Below are 16,465 nucleotides of genomic sequence, written 5' to 3'. Positions count from 1 at the left end.
GCTACGCCGGGCTATCTGCGTGGCAAGAAAGCTTCGGCTCCCGCGATTAAGCCGCGGGAGTTCAAATACTCTTAAGTTAAGGTCATTAGCTGACACTCACTCAGCATGATGTACTTAGCTAAAGTAAAAATACCTAAGCCTATAGACTCAATAAACATTATAAGAGTCATACATACCCCAGTACCCCACATCACCTAAGTCATCATAACCGTAGTAATACGCGTCATTCCAATAGGGTCCACCATAATTACCCACGGTATAAACAGTACGAGTAGGATATGCACGCGTATAGTAAACCGTTTCTGTTGTAACACAGCTTGTTACTAAGAGCATTGGTGCTACCATAACTAAAGCAATGATTAATTTTTTCATGGTTCCATCCTATTTCTATGATTCTACACCTAATTAATACTAGTAACGATGATGATGGTGGCGATTATGATGCCAGCGATCCCAATGTCGGTGATGTCTATGATCCCAATGCCTATAATGCCCATGACGATACCCATGGTTATGATGCCAATAAGCGTAATGAGTACCCTCTACTGCTCCCTTATTGTAGTTAACAGAGCGCAATTCGGGATTAGGAATAAAGGAACTAGACGCAGCGAATCCTGGAGTAACAAACAGCAGTAATGAACTAATAACAAAAGAGAAAATAAGCTTTTTCATAATAACCTCCAAGTCAATTAGCACTCCCTCTTTGTGTATTATAATTATACAACTAGATTCCATGTTTAGCAAAAAAGGTTGCATCATTCAGGATACGAATACAGATAGGGAGGAAAAAACGTAATTCCAAAACTGTTCATAAAAGAAATACAGGTAACGACTTACCGAATTCTGAGCCGCTACTGAATGAACGTTGGAGGTTTATGCTGAGCTTAAGGCGTCCTACTATGGCTCATGTAGGCTGGCACACCACTCATCAAACTAACCTTCCTATCTGAAACTATTTAATGGTTCAGTTAGGTCCAGTCATTACCCATATGTTTAATACTAGACCAATATCGAGGGCATTGTAAAATTTTTGTGCAATAAACGACCCGCGACTTGTTCTTAATGAGGGAGCAGCAACCCGTATTAGGCGACACGAATACGGGCTCCGTTGCAATTTATTCTGGATGTCTGAATAGGTGATTGGCAGATGCTTGTACCGTTGGCATGATAATCATTTGTTCTATATCAACATGTTGCGGCCGGGTAATGCAATAAAGAATGGCATCCGCCACATCTTCTGCTACCAGCGGATGGAAGCTACCGTAAAAGTCTTTGGCTCTTTGTTTATCATTCCAGCGCACCTCACTAAATTCAGTTTCCACCGCTCCTGGAGCAATTTCCGTAACCCGAATCGAGCTTCCCAACAAATCAAGCCGCATCGATTTTGAAATGGCATGTACGGCATGCTTTGTCGCGGCATAAACATTGCCATTAGGATAGCATTCATGGCCTGCAATAGAGCCTATATTGACTATATGCCCTCTGCCACGAGCCATCATCACCGGAATAATGGCACGACTGACATAAAGTAATCCTTTAATATTCGTATCAATCATCGTATCCCAATGTGCTTCAATCCCTTGCTGCAATGGTAAGGTATCAAGGGCTAAACCGGCATTATTGATTAAAACATCAATTCCTTTCCATTGGCTGGGTAAGGAAGACAATTGTTTGATTACTTGCTCATGATCACTTACATCCAAGGTTAACACATAATGCTCTTTACCTGATTCTTGAGTTAATTGCTGCGCTAACTCCTGTAAACGCTCTGTGCGCCGAGCAGCCAAAATCAATTGAGCTCCTTGCCCTGCACAATAATGAGCACAAGCTTGACCAATGCCACTCGATGCACCGGTGATTAAAATAATTTTATTTTCTAATAAATTCATTAGTTATGATCCTTACACTGCATATTTTTGAAATGTCTATTAGCTTTTATTAGAGTTCTCAATGGGTAGAACTTAATGTAGTCATCAAATGCATGACCTCCTCATCAGAAGTCTGGCTAAAATCATCATACCATAACCCAACAGCATAAAAATTAGCGGGCTGTAATGGACAAATTATTTTATTAACCAAGTCGGCCATCTCAGCACAGGTAGACCTCGCTGCAACGGGAACCGCAACAATAAGTTCCGCAGGATTTTGTTGTTTTAATGCTGCAATTGCTGCGCGCATGGTATATCCCGTAGCAATCCCGTCATCAACCAGAATAACCGTTTTTTCACTAAGCTGCAGCATAGCTTTATTCGCCCGATAAACCTGCTCTCGACGCTCTAACTCTCGCTCTTCTTTCTGCAATACGTCCTCAATTGCGTCGCTGTTGATATGCAATCCCTGAACTACTTCCTCATTAAAAACCACCACACCTCCAGAGGCAATCGCCCCCATGGCATATTCCTCATGCCCCGGAACCCCTAATTTGCGCACAATAAAAATGTCCATTGGTAAGGAAAGTTTTACGGCAATTTCATAGGCAACGGGCACCCCTCCACGAGGCAATGCCAAAATAATACTGTGCTCTTTTCCGGCATAGTCATGCAACAAGTCAGCGAGAACCTGTCCGGCTTGCTGCCTATTCGCATAGTTCACCTTCTACCTCCGGGAAATTATTCCTTAATTCAAAGTTTAGTATATGCGAACGCGCGAACCCTTTCTGTGCTATATTTGATCAATAGATTGGTGGCAAGGAAAGCTCAAACTATGAACATCACTGAAAAGATTATCCATGCGCACCTGCTGGATGGAACAATGGAAGCAGGCAAAGAAATTGCCCTAAAAATGGATCAAACCTTGTGCCAAGATGCCACGGGTACTCTCGTCATGCTTGAATTAGAAGCCATCGGCCTGAAGCGCACGAAAGCAGAAGTTTCCGTACAATATGTCGACCACAATTTGATTCAAGAAGATAATAAAAATCCTGATGATCATCTGTTCCTAGAAAGTGCTGCCAGACGTTATGGCATTTACTTTAGCCGCCCAGGAAATGGCATCAGTCATGCTCTACACATGCAAAACTTTGGTCTTCCAGGAAAAACCCTAACCGGTTCTGACAGCCATACTTGTGCCGCAGGCTCTATGGCGATGTTGGCCATCGGTTCAGGAGGGCTGGAGGTTGCCATGGCGATTGCCGGCTACCCTCTTTACATTAAAATGCCTAAGGTCCTTGGTGTTAAATTATCTGGGAAACTGCCCGATTGGGTCAGCGCCAAAGACGTAATTCTGGAAATGCTGCGCCGCTACGATGTTAAAGGTGGTGTGGGTTACGTTATTGAATACTATGGCGAAGGAGTCAAACATCTTAGCGCAATGGACAGACACGTCATTGCCAACATGGGGGCTGAGCTGGGAGCAACATCAACCTTGTTTCCTTCCGATGAAATAACTAAAGAATTTTTAAAAAGCCAAGGACGTGAGCAGGACTGGGCTGAACTAAATGCCGATGAAGATGCCACTTATGATAAAGATGATGAAATCGATTTATCATCACTAGTCCCTCTCATCGCCAAACCAACTAGTCCCGGTAATGTCGTTCCAGTTGCAGAAATAGCGGGAGAAGAAATTTATCAAGCCTATATAGGTTCCTCAGCAAATCCTGGTTATCGTGACTTTGCCATTGCCGCACAAATAGTAAAAGGGAAAACCTTAAAACCAAATATTTCTCTCGATATTAATCCCAGTTCCCGTACGATTTTAGAAGAGCTAGTCCAAGAAGGACATTTAGGAAGTCTAATCCATGCAGGTGCCCGCATTCACCAAGCAGGGTGTAATGGCTGTATTGGTATGGGACAAGCGCCTGCTACCGATAAAAACAGTTTGCGTACCGTGCCACGTAATTTTCCAGGTCGTTCGGGAACGATGGAGGATAAAGTCTTTCTTTGTAGCCCAGAGACCGCTGCCGCTTCGGCATTAATGGGCGTTATTACCGACCCAAGCACCTTAGACATGACTTACCCTCAAGTAAAGGTACCTCATAAAACGGTGATAAATCGCGCCTGTATTGAAAAGCCGTTAGCCTTAGCCGAAGCCCAAAAGGTTAAGCTCATCAAAGGACCTAATATTGTGTCTTTGCCCGAGCTAGCCCCTTTACCCAACTACTTAAAAATCCCGGTATTGTTGATTGTGGGGGATAATATTTCGACCGATGAGATATCGCCAGCCGGAGCCAAGGTACTGCCTTATCGCAGTAATATTCCTAAAATTAGCGAATATACTTATACGCATGTCGATGCGGACTATGTGGGCCGAGCCCAGAACCACCAACAAGGTCATGTAATTATTGGTGGGGAAAATTACGGTCAGGGCTCGAGTAGAGAACATGCGGCTTTAGCACCTCGTTATTTAGGCTTGCGTGCCGTGATTGCTAAGAGCTTTGCGCGAATCCATTGGCAAAATTTAATTAATTTTGGCATCTTGCCTTTAGTATTTAAAAATCCTAAAGATTATGACGCCATTAAATTAGAGGATGTGGTCGAAATTAGGGGCCTGCCTGAGCTTCTGGATAAAGAGGAATTCACCATAAAAATTAATGGGCGGGAGATTAAAGTGCAGCAAAGTATTTCTGCTCGACAGAAAGAATTATTGCAGTTGGGGGGATTAATTAATTGGGTGAAACAGGATTTGCAGAAAAAATAGCAAACATCAGCCCACTGCAATCCGATTTGCTTGCTGTTTAAAGAAACCCCTCATGTGAACAACTGACTATTGGTCACATCTTCCCTACGCCGCAGGATGCACTAATTCAGCACCGCTCCGGCAAAGATGTCTAGAAGAGTCAGTTGCCTGCAAGCAGACTCATTTAAATTATGGCTCCATTAATCAAATGCCAATTTAGGTCCTAAAGGGACTATTTGCGTTGGGTTAATGGTTTTATGGCTGTAATAATAGTGTTGCTTAATTTGTAAAAAATTAACCGTTTCACGTACTCCAGGATGATGATACAAACGCTCTAGATAGGATTGAATGGCATTGTAATCGCTAATGCGTTGCTTGTTCGTTTTGAAATGGCTGTAATATACCGCATCAAAACGAATTAAGGTGGTAAAAAAGCGCCAATCGGCTTCAGTTAACTGATCAGCAATCAGATATTGATGTTTGGTTAAGTGCCGCTCAAGTTCATCGAGCAAAGTAAATAATTCATGATAGGCAAGCTCATAAGCCTCTTGCGTAGTCGCAAAACCACATTTATAAACGCCATTATTAATGCTGTTATAGATACGCTCATTTAATGCATCAATTTCGGGTCGTAGATGCTTAGGGTAAAAATCCTGGGTATCACCCGTCAGAGGGTTAAAAGCTTCATTAAATTGGCGAATAATTTCTGCCGATTCATTATTTATAATCGTTTGCTCTTTTTTATCCCATAAGACCGGGACCGTAACCCGTCCGGTGTAATCCGGATGTGCTTTCAGATAAATCTCATATAAATAACACAATCCATAAAGCTTATCGCCGGTAGCATCCATTCCGGATTTAAACTCCCATCCATTCTCCAGCATGTGTGGATGGACAATCGAAACATCGATGTATTCATCAAGTTTTTTGAGCTTGCGGAAAATTAAGGTGCGATGAGCCCAGGGGCAGGCTAAAGACACATACAAATGATAACGTCCCTTTTCTGCAGGAAAACGGGCATTAGGCTCATGACTAATTGCGGAACGAAACTGCGTTGGCTCACGTTTAAATGCGCCTTTAGTTTTATCGGTATCATACCAAACATCCTGCCATTTTCCCTCAACCAAAAGTCCCATGATTTATTCCTTATACAGTCCGTAAAATAATATTTAGATAGTATAGTTTGATTTCAGTTCCTTAGTTAGCCTGCTCTTGCTCATTTACTTATACTGCTGCTAATATCATTATTTCCGCGGATGCCCTTCGGTAAGATACAACTACCATATCCCTTTCTGTTACAGCAGCATCATACCAACACAGCTAACTAAGGATAGATAGATGAATAAGATTTCATTCAAAAAAATGATATTAATGGCTCTGATTTTTGTCGCAAACGCCGAAGCTTGGGCACAAGAACTCGTTGAAATATCAATTGATGCGATTAGCGTGAACAATGGTACAGTTGCCACCCGCCCATGCCCCAAAAAGATACAAGGTAATTGCCCAGCCGGTGTCCCCAGTTCGTGTATGATGGTTTTTACCCCCTCGGTTTTTGCCGGAACATTAACTATTACCAATAACTCAGGAAGAACCGCCTTAAATGTCACAACGAATCAAGATTTTATTAGTTCTTATGACATTTTCCAATCCCCACAAACCGGACTTGCCAGTATCGCCCCGCACTCCTCAGGGACCTTAAACTTTTACGCGAGTGGTTTCCCGATAGATCCACCAATCGAAATCGAGGTTAAGGGCAGTAATACGGCATCAGCATGCTTTAGTATCCAAGTTATTTCCTGATTTTATCTCACCAATCCCAGCTCTAATGAGCTGGAGGTTGGCTCTTTAGATTCAACGGATTAATTCCTCCCGAGGCCATGCATGCGCCGATAGTATCGCTAGCTCGCTCAGAACTATGAATGCAACCCGATTCGTTGGATGTATAATGCATATCGACCGGATTACCAATAATAGCGCGAATAACCCGGTCCCCCATTCCTGGCATCCCAGCATGCATTACTTTGCGGTTATCGATCACCATCATATCGCCTTTTTTCCACAAACATGAGGAATAATTAGTGCGCATCAATTCAGCAAGCTCCTTGACTTCTTGCTGAGTGAAACAACTTCCGACTTTAATTTCATCAATACCGGATAAATCCGTTTTCCTTTTGGCCATAAACTCTACGGCTTTATTCCTCACGATTTGATAGGAATTCTTAGGAGATTTGGCCAAAGCGATCGCTCCCATAGCCACAGATTCGATTGCCTGAAAAACCGGGCTCGGTAATTTCCAAAAAAAGCGATGCCAAAACCATTCCTTGCCTTGATAATCATTCATAAAACGTTTGCGCAATTCATCGTTAAGGGTGGGCAATTCAAACAAATTAAGCTGCATGGCTTTTTCTTTGGTCAGCGGATGTTCAAACACACTGGGTTTATACATTAAAACAAAACGCTCCTCTCCTGCTCCAGCTACCGGAAGCTCGAAATAGGCACAAATTTCCTCTACTTTTTCTGCCGTAATGTGGTAACGTTCGGCAACCTCGGAAACTAACCACTTAGATACAAAATAGGCATGCTCTTCCAATTTATTTTTTAAGCCCTCAGACAACTGGCGGTAAATTTTTTCTGTATTGATGATGCCGGTTTCCCCTCCTAAAGTAGAGGGCTCCATGCAAAAAAAGCCAATATAGCCAGGCACATCTGCGGAATAATAATTCTCCGTGTGAAAGCCGCCCAGATATAAGGTGCCTCCCGTTTTATAAACTGAATTCGTATGCAAAACATACTTGAGATCACCAACATGCGTACGCCCATTTTCTGACATAAAGGCTTCGCTTATCCCATGAAAATTGGGAAAACTCGTCATTGCTTTTTCAAAATCCTGGTCGGAGTTAATATCAAAGCCACGAAAAAGTATCGCCCCATACTTGGCAATGTCCACCCCTAATTGCTCCGCATTCGCCGCCAAAAACTGCTGTAAAAACCCAGCCGTTTTTATATCCTGTGCCTCAATCACTAAAGGCATTTCCTTCTCATCAGACAAAATAAAACGCTCATCATCCCGAAGAAATCGGGTACATACACCTGTATATTCATACATTAGCAACCCCCTATGACTATCCCTATAAAAAAAATATAGCACAAAAATAGAAGCTAACTTTTTGAAAAATAGTAGCTAAAATCTTATGGCGCTGGTCCCTAAACAGTAAATATCCTGACTGCTAAGGTAGACCTGGGGTTGATTTATCAAAATTTTTAGGGGATCCTTATCGCCCAACTTACGTCAATATGGTATGGAGAGAACAATGACTCAAGCTATTCCAAATGGATTTCACACACTGACACCTTCTTTTATGTTTAAAAATAGCAAAGCCGCTATTGAGTTTTACCAAAAAGCCTTTAATGCACAAACAATAAGCTTTATGCCCAGTATTGATGGTGATGGAACAATGCATGCCCAACTGAAGATTGGCAACTCCATGATCATGATGGGCGATGAGATGCCCAGTAATGAACAATGTAGCAAAAGTGCGGAGACACTGGGTCAGACTCCTATCAGTATGTATGTCTATGTGGATGATGTTGATAGTGCCTTTAAACAAGCAGTTGATGCTGGGGCTCAAGTAACCATGCCTATAGCTGACATGTTTTGGGGGGACCGCGTAGGCCAAGTAAAAGACCCATTTGGCTACAGTTGGATGATAGCAACCCATACGGTTGATCTAAACAATGAGCAACTTAAACAGCGTGCCGATGAGTTTTTCGCTGCTTGGCAAAATAAAAAATAGAGTAACGATGAATTACACTGATTATGGTTATAGAATAAATCAAATTACCTCCGGTTCAGGACCTAACTGGCTCTTTTTGCCAGGAGGCCCTGGTTTGGGTTCAGAATATTTGACCGAGTTTTGTAAAAAACTACAACTACCCGGAGCTATTTTTGTATTGGACTTCCCTCAAGATGGAACCAATACCGCTCATGGTGAATTAGACCTGGAACGCTGGAAATCTGGGCTTAAAGATCTACTGCAATCCTTTACTAATCCCATTCTGGTTACTCATAGTTTTTCAGGAATGCTCGTCATGATGATGCCTGAGCTGGAGGAGTTATTGTCAGGTTTAGTGCTCATGAACACCACGACGCAAAATACTTTTTTTCCGCAAATTAGCGCCATGCAGGAAAAGCATAACTTGCCTGATCTAGTACCCGCAGCAAGTCAGTATCATTTAGAACCCTCCGATGAAACGTATAAAGAGTTTTGGCATACTTATAAGCATTATTGTTTTACAGCAGACGAGCTCTCTGAGGGCGAAAAAATGCTCCCTTTGTTTGCCTTCAATAATGCCGCCTATCACTATGCAGTGGAGCATTTTTATACTGATTATGCATGTAAGTGGAGCCCTCAAAGCATCCCGGCTATGACCCTTGCTAGTGAAGAAGATTATATTTGCCCACCACAAATTTTTCTTAATGATGAGCGCTTTCAACGCCCTAACATTATGAACAAACTGATTCCCCATGCAGGTCACTGCCCCTGGGTTATTTGTTTTGAGCAAGTCCAGCATTGTTTTGATGATTTTGTTACCACGCTGGGCCCTTTAAATGCTTAAAGGGCATAACGTATTTTGCTGACAGTTGGATCAAAACCATATACCGACCTATATCCCGCGGACGAACCGCGGGGACGTAGAGCCAGCCGAATTAAAACAGCAACCAAGTCAGGTTATTTACCTAATACATAAGGGCGATAAACCGGTTCCCAAATGTTTGCAGCAAGTTCTTTTTCAAATTCGGTTTCATTAATACCTGTTAACCCCTCAGCAATCGCTTGCTTGCCTACTGCTTTTGCTACCTCATAGCTAATAGATCGCAAAGCCGATAATGGAGGTAAGAGATTTGCCGTCTTATCGTTCCGTGCTGGAGAACATTCAGCAAGCGCAAGCGCCGCCGCTTTAATCATGCCATCAGACACATGTTTTGCCTGGGACGACATTATCCCCAAAGCCAAACCAGGAAAAACATAGGAATTATTCGTCTGGTCAATGTGATACTCTTTGCCCTGGAACGTAACCGGGGCAAAAGGACTACCGGTGCCTATTAAGGCGCGACCATCAGTCCAATGCAACAAATCCTCAGGTGTTGCTTCACAGTGTGAGGTAGGGTTAGAAAGCGGGAAAATAACTGGACGTTCGGTATTTTGCGCCATGGCTCTTACTATTTCTTCAGTAAATGCGCCAAACTGGGTAGAAACACCAATCAAAGCAGTTGGCTTCACATTACGAATCACATCAAGCAATCCGATTTCATCGCGATTAGCGAGCTGCCATTCATCAATTTCCGTGCGTTGACGTACAAAGGATTCTTGAGATGGACTTTGACCTTTGCCTCCTTCAACCAACAGGCCGTAACGATCTACCGCATAGATGTGTTTACTCGCCTCTTGCTCGGTTAAGCCCGCTTCAACCATGGCCGCACGAATCAACTGGGCGATTCCCTGCCCAGTCCCCCCAAACCCAAAGAAGACAACCCGTTGTTCGCGCAAAGGAATACCGGTGACATTAATCGCCGACAATAAGGTTCCAGTTGCCATAGCAGCAGTACCTTGAATGTCATCATTGAAAGTACAGAGCTGATTGCGATAATGAGCTAAAATCTTCGCAGCATTGCCACCAGCAAAATCTTCCCATTGCAGCAGAATGTGTGGCCAACGCCGTTTTACTGCCGCAACAAAGGTATCAATAAATTCGTCATACTCAGCCCCGCGAACTCGCTTGCTTCGCCAACCAATATACAAGGGGTCATTTAGACGTTCCTCATTATCAGTTCCTACATCAAGGAGAATAGGCAAACAATACTTTGGATGAATGCCTGCTAAAGCCGTGTACAAGGCCATCTTACCGATAGGAATACCCATTCCACCGGCCCCTTGGTCCCCGAGCCCTAAAATGCGCTCTCCGTCACTTACTACAATGCATTTAATCGAGTCATAACGCGGATGTGCGAAAATTTGGTCAATCTTATCTTTATTGGGGTAACTAATAAAAAGACCTCGGGGTTTACGAAAAACTTCACTAAACTTTTGACAACCTTCGCCAACCGTCGGTGTATATACAATCGGAAGCATTTCTTCAATATGATGAGCAATTAAAGAATAAAATAAGGTTTCATTGGTATCTTGAAGATCACGTAAAAAACTGTACTTTTCCAATTGGGTTGGCAACTCGGAAAGTACGGCATAACGGCGACTCTCTTGATCTCCCAAAGACCCCACATGAGGTGGCAACAAACCATGCAAAGAAAAGATATCTCGTTCTTCCTGGGTAAATGCGGTGCCTTTATTTAACAAAGAGTTATTCAATAAATCGTATGCGGTTAATTTGGTTTCAATGCACGCTTTTGAAGCATGTTTTTCTTGATCTGGAGTGCTCATGTCTAAAGTCCTTTTATAGATAATCTTTTCTCGATAATGTGTACTCATTCCAGAATAAGCATAGCTCAAATTTTAACCTCTATCCCACCAATTAGCGGAAGTATCTTGGCTTGAAATTGAACAAACCCAACCCCCTTCTCTACTTAACCTTATGTGAATCACTAAATTAAGGTGATTACCTTGGGGAATGACATGACGGATGAAAAAACTGAGCCGCCGAAAAACTTAAGACACAGGGGCCTACTCAATTCGCTACTCCCGCAAAAAACAACAGGACACTTAGGCTATGACTTCATAAAATGATCATAAATGGCTCGGCTGGCTAAAGCGATTGCCCGGCTTCTAGGGTAATCGCTAGCAGAGCGTGATTTGACATAAACCGCGATGGCAATATGCCCTTTATTATGAGGTAAAGTAATAATCCCCACGTCGCTCACAAAACGATAAAGCTTCTTAGAACCTGAATAATTTAAATATTTAGGTTCATAGATAGACCAAGTACCGGTTTTATGTGCCACTTTAATTCCAGGAGGTAACAAGCCTCTAATGCGGCTTCTACCAGTTCGACATTGCTCCATGATCTTCATCAGCAATTGAGTGCTCGATGCGGAGAGCGCTTGGTTTTTATAGACTTTCACCAAGAGTTTAGCCATATCATTTGGCGTCGTTGTATCCCGAGTATCTTTTTGAAAACGCTGCCAAGCCTTCTGTTTGTCTTTAAGGGAGACACGATTAAAAGCACGCTCCCAAGTCACAACAGGTGGACGTTGTTTTAGCAGGGCATGATCCACATGATTGGTATCTACAAACATTTCCATGATGGAGCGATTAACATAGATGTCTTTAAAGCCGAGAGCAGCCATACGTTTTTTTACGGCCTCAGGCCCCTTCGCGGCATGTAACAATGAATCACTAGCACTATTATCACTGTTGATCAGAGTGTATTTTAATATTTGTTGCAAAGAAATATTAATTTGTTTCTTTTCAAACATATGATGTAAATAGCCTGAGCCTGGAACTGAGTTTTTAGAATTCAGTTTAATCGTCCGACTTAATGATTCCTTTTTCTCATCCACCAGATGTAAAAAGGCTAAGGCAATGGGTAATTTAATGGTGCTTGCCATAAAAAAGCGCTGATTACTATTGTGCGCAATCATCCTATTTTTCTCGATGTGAATGGCGGTGATCCCCATTACTAAATTAGATTGTTTCTCAATATCCTTAATTTTTTTGGTCAGTGTTGCCTCTGCATTTACCGCCCAGCAATTCACAGAAAACAACAGGGCACAAAATCCATATAAGCTATTCTTTAGCTTTAAAATCTCAAATAATTTGATTTTCATACAGTAGTTAATCCATTTGTCATTATTTAATTATTTTTACTCTCTATTCATGCATATTTAAACATTCTTAACAAGAGTCTGCTTACTTTATACACTTTTAACAGACGCAATATTTACTCTTGTATTTTTATTGCAAATTGCGGAGAATAGCGCGCCTTTTTGACTAATGTTTTATACATGCATTAAGAACCATTTAGGCTCTAAGTTACTTGATTACAGGGTATTTTGGCAATTGATTTTATTAGCCCTACTATTCTTGCCAATAGTTTTAATATGTGCTTTTTAATTAAATAGGATGTTGTTATGAAAGAACAAGTAATTCTTACGCAGCTCAGTGAAATTCAAGAGAAATTAGATAAAATCACCCAATTAAAAAAAACGCTCGAATCTCGTTTTTGGGACAATTCTGAAGTATGCCACGATGTTAACGGTCTTCCCCTTTCAAATGAAAATATTCAAAAAGCAGTGGAACGGCTTGCAGATCAATTAATAGAAAAACATCCTGATGCATTCCCTACCTTAGTAGGTTTAATGGACGGAGCGCATCCGTTTTTTGCGGCATTACATATGGAGTTAACCAAACGCCATTACCATTTCCAATACACAACCATGCAAACTACCAGTTACGAAGGAATGCAGTCTGGTGCATTGAGCTTTACTGAGCCTAAGGGTATTTTAACTAACCGCTTAGTTATCATTGTTGATGATGTTTGCGATAAAGGTAAAACCGCTGAAGCAGTGAAGAAACGACTTGGTGATGAGTATCCGAAACAAGTACAGCTCATGGTTCTGGTTGATAAAAAACAATCAAGAGACATAGAGCCAGACTTCGTTGGATTTACCGTTTCTAAAGATGCCTTTATTATCGGCTACGGGTTGGATTTTGATGGTTTAACACGTAATACCGACTGTATTAAAACCATGAATCAAACGATGTTACCTACGGAACTAGAGAACGAACATTTAAAAGAAGAAAAAAACCTCTGCGCTCAAATTAAAACATTGCATAAACAATTAAAAGAACTACGTGAAGAGAACAACAAAGCCTCTTCCTCCAAGCCAGGCTTCTTTGCTACAACCGAGATTACGCCACCTACTGATAATGCGGTAACCGAACAAAGCACCTTCGCCGTGTAAAAAAGCTTTTTTCCGGATTATCGCCACTACAGCCATAATCCGGAAATAATTCCTGAAGATCCACTTATAATGAGAATACTTTGTTGAGGGACAACGCGACCTCATGGCTAACAAGGCTTTGGCGGCTATGAAAACTCAAGGTACCTGAATTAAAGCCTTGGTTCATTTTGGGTGCAAAAGCAACGGTTTTTTCTATTGTATAATTTCCGGTGAACGCACAGCTATAATTTAACTTAAAGAACCAGGAAGAGTTAACATAATAAGCCATCCCTGCCTGTACTGCCCCGCCCCATATCCATTTATTTTTAAAAATACCCTCACTACTACCAAGATAATAGGCAGAGTCCGTATCCCCAATGTCGCTGATTTTTTGTTGGGTATTAAGTAATGTAGGGCCGATACCTACATAAATAAAACTGTTTTTATAAGAGCGTCCAATAAAGGCTGGCAACCTTAAGGTATCATTCACTTTAGCCTCGATGGCAGCAAAGCTTATGGTATCGGTCGTACTTGCCGCAGGATCAGTTAAATCAATCGCCTGTATAGAGCCCGGCGCTCGAATGTTTAAATTAGTGTATTGGTATAAAAACTCCAGTCCCCACAACCATTCACTACCAGGGAAATGTTTAAAATAACCAGCGTGGGCTTCAAGGGCAAAATCTTCCGCACTATTATGGAACGACTCCCTCGCTCCAGCAAACACCCCCAGGGGTGGCAACCCTCCCGTTACATTAAGCGTTCCTAATAAATCTGCATTCAAGCGCACCACGTTATAACTGCCACCAAGCCCAATAAAAAGCCCCGTGTGAGCCGACGCTGCAGAAACCGCTCCTAAAGTACCTGCAAACGCTAATGAACTCATTAACCCCCAAACCAACAAACATAACTTAAGCTTCACATTAATCTCCAGAAAAATTGCGGCAACCTGCGGCGGTTTCATTTATATGGTTTTAGAAATAACAGTTATTGCCCTTATTATTCGGGCAGTTACATTTACCAGAAAAGGTAATTTGTTGGGACGTATTAATCGATTGCACCGTACTGGTACAAGAAGGATTACCTCTAATGGTGATTTTTGCCCCAGGAAATACTAGATATTCAGGCCAGGGAGCATCTGCTAATGGGCCTTGATTGCCAGTACTGCTCATCACCATATTGGCATTTTTACCGGTAACGGGATTAGTTTGTGTGATAATGAGCGTATAAGGATTGCCAAAACCAACGATGGTAAGCAAAGCGCCGCCAGAAAAGCCTTTGCAACCAGGGTCAGCAACCATCACGTTATTCGGAACTAAACCCGCCGCCTTTTGGTTGCAGTTGGTATCAAAAAGGCCATAATGCCCCTCAGCCGAACTCACTCCTTTAACGGGTTCATCATAGGCTTCAAATGCCAAAACACCGATGGGATACCCTGAGTTGGCGACAAAACTGCTACTCGTTCGTTGATAAAGTGCTTGATAATAAGTCACCGCATTAGCAACCGATGGTGCACAAGGACCAGGGCTATTGCATGCATAAATTGATGTACTGCCCTGAGTTGCCCACCCGGTTTCCGCCGATAAAAGTGCTCGCCCTAATGGGGTATAAAACGGTTGTGGTGGTGCGGTTGGGTTTGCCGGCGGGTTCGTTGAACCAACAACACGAAGATAATCCCAAGCTAATGAGTTATTTAACTGGGTTGTCGTTAAGGGCTGGGTCCAGACCGCTGATGCCGGTGTAAGCCCCCATTGAAAAGGATAAGGATCAAAGGATAAGGGGGCCGTGGCTGAATAACTGTTAACTAAAGTGAGCATGTCTTGCGAAATCGCAGAACTGGGAGTAGTCAAATTACCACTTACCAAAGCAGAGCCCACAGGAGTAGTGAGTCCTGCGGCTGTTAAAGTACTTTGCAACGCGCTAACCGCGGAAGTAAGGTAGCTCACGTTTGAGCTCGTGGGATTATTGCAAGGTGCAGTTGTATTCCCTGCCTCACAATAATTTTCGTGCCCTGCAAAAACCAGAATCACCGTATTTTGGAACACTTGGGTACCCACGCTATTAATTACCGTATTCAGTTCGCTCTGCGCGCAAGGAATATAATTTTGCGCCGCAGGGGCTGTAGGGCAACCGCCAGTATACGCCGAATCCGTCGCTTGCTGCGGAATCACTGCTTCGTAAATGACCTTCATGCCTAAAGCATTGGCCTGGGTGATAATATCCACCCAAGAATAATCCGTTGTTTGATAGGAGCGAACCGTGGTAAATCCAGCCGCTTTTAATTGAGAAAGCTCCGCATAAACATTGGTAATTGCTTTACCCGCGGTATTCGTACCCACATAAAATACATCATGATAATTAAGCAGGTTCCCATTAGGATAATGATTGGGTTGATAATCCACCCCCACTAAACCAGAAAATGAAGTGGCTGACGCATAAGTTACAGCAAAAATAAGCGAGACACAGAGTAATGCCTTTTTACCCACATGCAGCATGTTGTTCGTCCTTGTAATAACCTGGTGACTATTACCAGGATGCTTTTTATTGAAAACCTGATTGCAAGCAACCAGGTCACATTCTATGTACTCTTTTTTAGCAATACTCCTGTAGCTATTTTATTAATTCTTTATAGTACTCTTCACCAAAACCCAATGCGACTATTTTGCCATCTCTTTCCAAAACAGGTCTTTTGATTAATGAGACATTAGCGATAATAAACGCTATTTTTTCGTCTAAATCCAAGGCTTCGTATTCCTCTTTATATTTTCGGTAAGTGCTCCCTCGTTTATTAACCGGAAGCTCACCGGCAAAAGTGCTCCAGTGTTTTATTTGCTCGGCTGTAGGCGGTGTTTTTTTGAAATCGATAAACTCATACGCAACTTGGTTTTTTTCGAGAAAATTACGCGCTTTTTTTACCGTATCACAATTAGGAATTGCAAACATCGAAATCATTATTCA

At 42.3% G+C, this 16,465-nt stretch carries 16 protein-coding genes; 5 read left to right on the top strand and 11 right to left on the bottom strand.

The window, feature by feature from the left end:
- Positions 1–147 precede the first annotated feature (147 nt).
- From ACD661_RS14295 to ACD661_RS14280, 4 genes are all read right to left on the bottom strand, one after another.
- Positions 148–372, bottom strand: a complete 225-nt coding sequence (locus tag ACD661_RS14295; protein WP_400188544.1) for a hypothetical protein — start codon at positions 370–372, stop codon at positions 148–150.
- A gap of 39 nt (positions 373–411) precedes the next feature.
- Positions 412–672: a hypothetical protein gene (locus tag ACD661_RS14290; RefSeq protein WP_400188543.1), complete on the bottom strand. Its 261-nt coding sequence runs from the start codon at positions 670–672 to the stop codon at positions 412–414.
- Between the two features lie 443 nt (positions 673–1,115).
- Positions 1,116–1,889, bottom strand: coding sequence for an SDR family NAD(P)-dependent oxidoreductase (locus tag ACD661_RS14285; protein ID WP_400188542.1), 774 nt, complete (start codon positions 1,887–1,889; stop codon positions 1,116–1,118).
- Between the two features lie 58 nt (positions 1,890–1,947).
- The gene (locus ACD661_RS14280; protein WP_400188541.1) at positions 1,948–2,592 is read right to left on the bottom strand and encodes a phosphoribosyltransferase; all 645 of its coding nucleotides are present in this window, start codon (positions 2,590–2,592) and stop codon (positions 1,948–1,950) included.
- Positions 2,593–2,703: 111 nt separating this feature from the next.
- On the opposite strand from ACD661_RS14280, the gene ACD661_RS14275 reads away from it, so the two are divergent.
- Positions 2,704–4,635: an aconitate hydratase gene (locus tag ACD661_RS14275; RefSeq protein ID WP_400188540.1), complete on the top strand. Its 1,932-nt coding sequence runs from the start codon at positions 2,704–2,706 to the stop codon at positions 4,633–4,635.
- Positions 4,636–4,814: 179 nt separating this feature from the next.
- Here ACD661_RS14275 and ACD661_RS14270 read toward each other — a convergent pair whose 3' ends face one another.
- Positions 4,815–5,750 carry a glutathione S-transferase family protein gene (locus ACD661_RS14270; RefSeq protein ID WP_400188539.1) on the bottom strand — a complete coding sequence of 312 codons (936 nt, stop codon included), beginning with the start codon at positions 5,748–5,750 and terminating at the stop codon, positions 4,815–4,817.
- 202 nt (positions 5,751–5,952) lie between these two features.
- Here ACD661_RS14270 and ACD661_RS14265 point away from each other — a divergent pair, with 202 nt between their 5' ends.
- Positions 5,953–6,414, top strand: a complete 462-nt coding sequence (locus tag ACD661_RS14265) for a hypothetical protein (protein WP_400188538.1) — start codon at positions 5,953–5,955, stop codon at positions 6,412–6,414.
- 22 nt (positions 6,415–6,436) lie between these two features.
- Here ACD661_RS14265 and ACD661_RS14260 read toward each other — a convergent pair whose 3' ends face one another.
- Entirely contained in the window at positions 6,437–7,720 is a 1,284-nt protein-coding gene (locus ACD661_RS14260) for a TauD/TfdA family dioxygenase (protein WP_400188537.1), read from the bottom strand.
- Positions 7,721–7,925: 205 nt separating this feature from the next.
- Between ACD661_RS14260 and ACD661_RS14255 the strand changes: the two genes are divergently transcribed.
- Both ACD661_RS14255 and ACD661_RS14250 read left to right on the top strand, forming a co-directional pair.
- Entirely contained in the window at positions 7,926–8,408 is a 483-nt protein-coding gene (locus tag ACD661_RS14255) for a VOC family protein (protein WP_400188536.1), read from the top strand.
- Between the two features lie 7 nt (positions 8,409–8,415).
- On the top strand, positions 8,416–9,231 hold the full coding sequence (locus tag ACD661_RS14250; RefSeq protein WP_400188535.1) for an alpha/beta fold hydrolase: 816 nt from the start codon (positions 8,416–8,418) through the stop codon (positions 9,229–9,231).
- Positions 9,232–9,344: 113 nt separating this feature from the next.
- On the opposite strand, the gene ACD661_RS14245 is transcribed toward ACD661_RS14250, so the two are convergent.
- Together ACD661_RS14245 and bla are read right to left on the bottom strand one after the other, a co-directional pair.
- A complete protein-coding gene (locus tag ACD661_RS14245; RefSeq protein ID WP_400188534.1) occupies positions 9,345–11,051 on the bottom strand; it encodes an NAD-dependent malic enzyme in 1,707 nt (568 codons plus the stop codon).
- Between the two features lie 284 nt (positions 11,052–11,335).
- A complete protein-coding gene (bla, locus tag ACD661_RS14240) occupies positions 11,336–12,394 on the bottom strand; it encodes a class A beta-lactamase (RefSeq protein ID WP_400188533.1) in 1,059 nt (352 codons plus the stop codon).
- A gap of 303 nt (positions 12,395–12,697) precedes the next feature.
- On the opposite strand from bla, the gene ACD661_RS14235 reads away from it, so the two are divergent.
- Positions 12,698–13,531 carry a phosphoribosyltransferase gene (locus ACD661_RS14235; protein WP_400188532.1) on the top strand — a complete coding sequence of 278 codons (834 nt, stop codon included), beginning with the start codon at positions 12,698–12,700 and terminating at the stop codon, positions 13,529–13,531.
- Between the two features lie 64 nt (positions 13,532–13,595).
- On the opposite strand, the gene ACD661_RS14230 is transcribed toward ACD661_RS14235, so the two are convergent.
- The 3 genes from ACD661_RS14230 to ACD661_RS14220 form a co-directional block, all read right to left on the bottom strand.
- A complete protein-coding gene (locus ACD661_RS14230; protein WP_400188531.1) occupies positions 13,596–14,429 on the bottom strand; it encodes a hypothetical protein in 834 nt (277 codons plus the stop codon).
- A 52-nt stretch (positions 14,430–14,481) separates the two neighbouring features.
- Positions 14,482–16,002 carry a glycosyl hydrolase family 17 protein gene (locus ACD661_RS14225; protein WP_400188530.1) on the bottom strand — a complete coding sequence of 507 codons (1,521 nt, stop codon included), beginning with the start codon at positions 16,000–16,002 and terminating at the stop codon, positions 14,482–14,484.
- 115 nt (positions 16,003–16,117) lie between these two features.
- Positions 16,118–16,459: a Spx/MgsR family RNA polymerase-binding regulatory protein gene (locus ACD661_RS14220; protein ID WP_400188529.1), complete on the bottom strand. Its 342-nt coding sequence runs from the start codon at positions 16,457–16,459 to the stop codon at positions 16,118–16,120.
- Positions 16,460–16,465 lie beyond the last annotated feature (6 nt).

The sequence above is a fragment of the Legionella lytica genome (assembly GCF_044626755.1).
Lineage (GTDB): Bacteria > Pseudomonadota > Gammaproteobacteria > Legionellales > Legionellaceae > Legionella > Legionella lytica_A.
This window is presented reverse-complemented; position numbering and strand designations above follow the sequence as displayed.

Coding starts and splice junctions, on each gene's coding strand:
- ACD661_RS14250 (WP_400188535.1), top strand. CDS start 8,416: ATGAATTACACTGATTATGGTTATAGAATAAATCAAATTACCTCCGGT.
- ACD661_RS14235 (WP_400188532.1), top strand. CDS start 12,698: ATGAAAGAACAAGTAATTCTTACGCAGCTCAGTGAAATTCAAGAGAAA.
- ACD661_RS14275 (WP_400188540.1), top strand. CDS start 2,704: ATGAACATCACTGAAAAGATTATCCATGCGCACCTGCTGGATGGAACA.
- ACD661_RS14270 (WP_400188539.1), bottom strand. CDS start 5,750: ATGGGACTTTTGGTTGAGGGAAAATGGCAGGATGTTTGGTATGATACC.
- ACD661_RS14225 (WP_400188530.1), bottom strand. CDS start 16,002: ATGCTGCATGTGGGTAAAAAGGCATTACTCTGTGTCTCGCTTATTTTT.
- ACD661_RS14290 (WP_400188543.1), bottom strand. CDS start 672: ATGAAAAAGCTTATTTTCTCTTTTGTTATTAGTTCATTACTGCTGTTT.
- ACD661_RS14260 (WP_400188537.1), bottom strand. CDS start 7,720: ATGTATGAATATACAGGTGTATGTACCCGATTTCTTCGGGATGATGAG.
- bla (WP_400188533.1), bottom strand. CDS start 12,394: ATGAAAATCAAATTATTTGAGATTTTAAAGCTAAAGAATAGCTTATAT.
- ACD661_RS14285 (WP_400188542.1), bottom strand. CDS start 1,889: ATGAATTTATTAGAAAATAAAATTATTTTAATCACCGGTGCATCGAGT.
- ACD661_RS14265 (WP_400188538.1), top strand. CDS start 5,953: ATGAATAAGATTTCATTCAAAAAAATGATATTAATGGCTCTGATTTTT.
- ACD661_RS14220 (WP_400188529.1), bottom strand. CDS start 16,459: ATGATTTCGATGTTTGCAATTCCTAATTGTGATACGGTAAAAAAAGCG.
- ACD661_RS14255 (WP_400188536.1), top strand. CDS start 7,926: ATGACTCAAGCTATTCCAAATGGATTTCACACACTGACACCTTCTTTT.
- ACD661_RS14245 (WP_400188534.1), bottom strand. CDS start 11,051: ATGAGCACTCCAGATCAAGAAAAACATGCTTCAAAAGCGTGCATTGAA.
- ACD661_RS14295 (WP_400188544.1), bottom strand. CDS start 372: ATGAAAAAATTAATCATTGCTTTAGTTATGGTAGCACCAATGCTCTTA.